Origin of the sequence: Crocosphaera sp. Alani8 (assembly GCF_038442745.1) — a bacterium.
In the GTDB taxonomy this organism is placed as follows: domain Bacteria; phylum Cyanobacteriota; class Cyanobacteriia; order Cyanobacteriales; family Microcystaceae; genus Crocosphaera.
Genome location: NZ_JARVCN010000242.1, coordinates 1 through 4940, shown reverse-complemented (window position 1 = coordinate 4940; position 4940 = coordinate 1). Strand labels below are relative to the sequence as shown.

Genomic DNA, 4940 nt, shown 5'->3' with positions numbered 1-4940 from the left:
TGAAATACGTTTAGATTACTTTCGCCAACAGTATCAGAGATCCGCTTCGCGGTGCACTGCCTAACTACCACTAAAATAACCCCATTACTCCACTCTGGAGTTTAGACTAACTCTAATTCAAAGATTATTAATTTATGTGTAGGAACTAAAGCTACAAACTAGATTAAACAACGCTTATAATATTATATATTATTATATTTACTGAAATTGATGATATTTTTTGTTGGGATACTCTCCTGAATTTTCCGTAAATAATGATGAACATTTTAAGGTACAATATTTGGTAGGAAAAGATAACTGATAAAAAAAATGAATAGAAAATTTGAAGCTTTTGTCATTCCCAAACCCTCTAAAACCAAGATTTCTAAACGCAAGAGTAAATGTAGTAGAGCCTATCTCATTCACTCTAATCATTCTAGGAAAACCATTACTTAAATGATTCTTTGTTGATTGTTATATTACCTAGTTTTTACTATCACTGGCTCAAGTTTTCAATCTTAATCCTCATAAGCGATCGCTGTTTGTCCATGATTTTTTAAGATGTTAACCCTACGGGTTTATTTTAAATGAAGTAAATTAAAGAGCCAACAATGTCTCAATTTTCACATAAAAGTAACCATAATAAGCTTCTCAGTTCAGCACTCGAATCCCTTACATTCTCCTTTAATGGTACGAGATTTGTTGGTCAAACGGAACCCACTCCAATTATGCGATGGTTGTTGACAGAATCTCCCTTTATTGTTGCTATTGATGATGACGAAGAATCAGGACAAATTAAGATTCCCTTAGAAGAAACATCAAGTTATTTGTTAATTTCTTGGGGCTTTGATGTTGAGACTGGTGAAGATCATGAAGTTAATGCTTATTACCGCTATTGTCTTTCTTAGTTTTATCAACATCATAAACATCCTAAAGACTGAGGTAACTCTCGGTCTTTATTTTTTGGCTTGCGCCAATTTTTGAAAGTGAAGAAAGGGTTAAATAACCCTTTCTATGAAACATAAATCACTTTCATTATGACACAACAACTAATACAAACTCTCGAAGATCAAGGATTTCCTTATATCGAATACAGAGAGGAACCAGATCACTTAGATTTAATCGAAGCCAAAGGGGAAATAGTAATTAAAGTGCAGCCATCATTTCCCGATGATTTCTACGAGTATCCTCAATGTAAATATGCTGTGGGACAAAAAGTAGTAATCGCGGATGACTGGTACTACTGTCAGGAGAATGGCATTGATTTTCATGACGAGCATGAAATCTATACTATTTCAGCCATTCAATTAGTTGAGCCAACTTCTCGTAGTAGCAAGGGGTTAACGATGCCCCCTTATTTCCTATTTGGAATTAATGGAGTTAAGAATAAACCAAGTTATGAATTAACCTGGTTTGCTGAACCAGTATTTTTAACTCTTGATGAGTTACAAACCGAATAATTTTAAGGAGAGAACAAATTGTAACTTTGAAAAAAAGGGAAACAATTCTCCCTTTTTTTTGTTACTGGCGTAACTCTAATTAGGAATTATTTTCTATTAATTAGGGTTAGTAACATGAAAGAAAGACCAATGACAATGGTTTTAGCTTGGGCAAGTTTAGGTGTTGCTGCTCAGAAGCTAAAAGACCTAAAATTAGATGATGAAACAGCTAATTCTTTATTGTTAGAATTAGAAACAGCTACCAATTTAGCCAAAGCATTTAACGACACATGGTACAGTATCCACTGGAATTCCTCTAGGGAAGCCACAAAAGTTAGAGTGACAAAAACTTTACGAAAAATGGCAGAAATGATTTTAGATCATTTAGAAGAAAGTGTAAAGTTATTTAACGAACTCTGTGATGAACAATCAAGATTCCACACTATTTCATTAACTGATGATTGGTTGGAAATCAGGAGTTCCTTGAGACGAGGTAAAGAAGAATTTGAGAGAACTCAGGGAAAGTTCATTGAACCTTTACCTTTGATGAAATATTTGGAAGAGCAAGAAAAAAAATTAAGGAATAACTAATAAAGGTTATTTTAGTCAGCCTCTTTTTTTATTGCTGGCGCAATTATCTTAAACGAAAACATTAACTAAACTATTCATTCTCTACATTTTCAAATAGTTTAGTTACTCAAAATTAAGGAGATGCTCAATCATGTCTAGCTTACAGAAATTCATTGATAATCAAGCCCAAGCCGTTGAACAGTCCTTAGAAGCGATCGCAGATTTACAAAGACAACTCAACGAGCTTCAAGGGCAAGTCCGAGTGCAACAGCAGACCGGACAGGCACAAAAGACAGCTAATAAAGAAGTAGATGACTGGCTCAAACAAGGACGAAAATTATTTAAGGATCTTTGTTCTATTTATCCAGCTGAAGCTTTAGAAGATTTAGCTCAAGAAGTAGTAGAAATATCTCAAGAAGTTAAAAATAATTATACCGAATATCAAGAATCAGGAAGGTTCTTAAATGGTGAAGAAGAAGAGGATGAAGTAATAAAAACCGATGAGAAAGATATGACAAATATACCGATGTTGGTGGAAAGTTTACCCGATGTTGATAATGACGAACAGGTGCTATTTGCCAGCCAAATTGAAGCCATTATCTCGAATAAGCCCACAGAAATTATTGAGTTTATCCGACAACAGTTTAACGTCTCAGGGAGGATTAAGAAAATGTCTGCATTAACTCGGAAATTGGCAGAGAACAAACTGACGCGAAAACGGCTTGAACAAATACTTACCGCAGCCGAACTCACCACAGGTGTTACTGGAGCCACGAAGATGTTGATGACTAGCAACGGTAATGGTAATGGTACAGGTGCTAGGAATGGTCACGGTTAACCATTGATCTTTAAGTTAATGCAGGTTATAATCTTAATACAGTCTGCATTAATTGTTTTTCATGACTTCACCCTTAGCCATTAAAGCCAAAATAGCACAATTACGAGCGTCTGGAGTAGTAGCTGAACCCCACACCTGGATTTCAGCTACCAGCGTCACTAAGAATGGGAAAAAATACATCTATTACCGCTTGCTCAAAGGTTTTCGAGTAAAGAGTGGGAAAGAGGATCAACAATCCCATAAACCCAAATTAAAGACTAAAATGGTGAGCTATTTGGGTTCAGCTAATAGTGAGGCTTATAAGGAAATGGTTAAAGCGATCGCACGTCGAAATGAGATACAACGATTGCTTAAGAAACTGGAAACCCTAGAAAAACAAGTTAATGCAGACAATTCTAAACCCAGGAAATCACGTAAACCTGTATTAACTACATTGGTAATGGAATTAATGGCCAAATTTGAACAATTACAAGAAGAAATGCTAAATGTTAAAATGGAATTAGAACAATATAAAAAGCTGGTAAAATTGTGACGGACAAACAATAATACAAAGCTAAAAAATTTGTCTCTAACCTAAATAATAACCTAAAAAATATGACAGCTAGTCAAGTCTCTAAATATAGAGAAATCCTTTTTATTAAAGACCCCGAAGAGATAGTGACAATAGGAAAAACACTACTCAGTTCACAAGATTATGGGGAAGTTTTGTCATGATTAGTGGTCGTGACAGGGTTAAAGTGTGAACAATTATTGAAGAAAAGCGTAATAGAATATAAAACCCCTTATTCAATTAAGGTAATAGAAAGAACGCCATCAGACGAAAAAATCAGAGAAATTCCCACATTAACCTTAGCTAATAATGTGATTAAAGGGTTTCAATTTATTAGAAATACGGTGGAAACGAATCACCTTGATAATCGAGGGATTAATGGTAGTTTTTTACCTTCTGTGATTAAAGTTTGTGAAGAGCAATTTAAGACGTTGGTTCCATCATCCTCTTCAAAAGAGAGTCGCTACAATTACATCCAACCGTCAATTTATGGAGCCATAGCAGTTCATTGGTATTGTCCGGCTGAGGTCTTGCCCATTGATTACTTAGCCTATATTTATGGTCAGGAAACTATTTTAGAAGGGAAATCAGAAATAGCTAAAGAAAACCTAGCTAATAAATTACACTACTTTGATTACCAAATAGGAATCAACCGAAACAATATCGATAACGAAAGAGGAATCAAATTAAATAAAAAAGGGGTAATTGTTATAGATAAATTCAACCCTAACCCAGAATATATAGATAATAATAATCTATTATTACTCCCAATCAAGTTACCAGAAATAGATTCATCAAACTTAGTTGAACTATTAGAAAGTGATGAAGTTAATGTTTTAATGCTTGCATTAATCAAAGCTACGGAGGCGTTGCATCATTGCGGGATGATGTAGAATGAAGGGAAAAATGTTTAACGGAGCGATCGCTTTAAAAGAAATGCCAATTAACTGTCCAAAATGTGGCTCTAATCAAATTAGAAAGAATGGTCACAGAAGAGGAAAACAAAATCATCAATGTAAGAACTGTGGACGGCAGTAAGCATGATTGTTATTCCGAAGTAGGTTATCCTAAAGAAGTCAAGGAAAACTGTTTGACTATGTATGTAAATGGCAATGGATTTAGAGGAATTGAGAGAATAACCAAGGTAAATCATAACACTGTAATACGTTGGGTTAGACAAGTCGGAATTGAGCTATCAAATCACAAAGAAACTTATAGTATTCCCGATGTGGCTCAATTAGACGAATTACAAACATTTGTTGGTAAAAAAAAATAAAAAATGGATATGGACATCTGTAGACAAGGGGAAGCCTGGAATTTTAGAATATGTAATTGGAGATAGAAGTGCAGACACATTTGAAAGATTATGGAAAAAAATAAAACATTGGAATTGTTATTTTTGGATAACGGATGGCTATAAAGTTTATCCAAGTTTTATTCCAGATGGAGACCAAATTATTAGTAAAATCTATATGACAAGAGTTGAAGGAGAGAACAGTAGATTACGACATTATACCAAATCCGCTCTTGTTATACCCTTTATAAGCTAGAATAGGCAGATGTC

General features: G+C 34.5%; 6 protein-coding genes and 1 pseudogene. All 7 read left to right on the top strand.

The genetic code is table 11. The annotated features are described in order from the left end of the window. Positions 1–590 precede the first annotated feature (590 nt). Entirely contained in the window at positions 591–887 is a 297-nt protein-coding gene (locus P9B04_RS14250; RefSeq protein WP_342055648.1) for a hypothetical protein, read from the top strand. 129 nt (positions 888–1016) lie between these two features. After that, positions 1017–1439 carry a hypothetical protein gene (locus P9B04_RS14245; RefSeq protein ID WP_342055647.1) on the top strand — a complete coding sequence of 141 codons (423 nt, stop codon included), beginning with the start codon at positions 1017–1019 and terminating at the stop codon, positions 1437–1439. A 114-nt stretch (positions 1440–1553) separates the two neighbouring features. Then, positions 1554–2009, top strand: a complete 456-nt coding sequence (locus P9B04_RS14240) for a hypothetical protein (protein WP_342055646.1) — start codon at positions 1554–1556, stop codon at positions 2007–2009. A 130-nt stretch (positions 2010–2139) separates the two neighbouring features. Next, positions 2140–2826 (top strand): hypothetical protein, encoded by a 687-nt coding sequence (locus tag P9B04_RS14235; protein ID WP_342055645.1) that lies wholly within the window; start codon positions 2140–2142, stop codon positions 2824–2826. Between the two features lie 61 nt (positions 2827–2887). Continuing rightward, positions 2888–3358 (top strand): transposase, encoded by a 471-nt coding sequence (locus P9B04_RS14230; protein WP_342055644.1) that lies wholly within the window; start codon positions 2888–2890, stop codon positions 3356–3358. 191 nt (positions 3359–3549) lie between these two features. Further along, positions 3550–4269 (top strand): protelomerase family protein, encoded by a 720-nt coding sequence (locus P9B04_RS14225; RefSeq protein ID WP_342055643.1) that lies wholly within the window; start codon positions 3550–3552, stop codon positions 4267–4269. Positions 4270–4318: 49 nt separating this feature from the next. Then, positions 4319–4890: pseudogene (locus P9B04_RS14220) on the top strand (IS1 family transposase); the annotation flags it as partial. Positions 4891–4940: the final 50 nt, after the last annotated feature.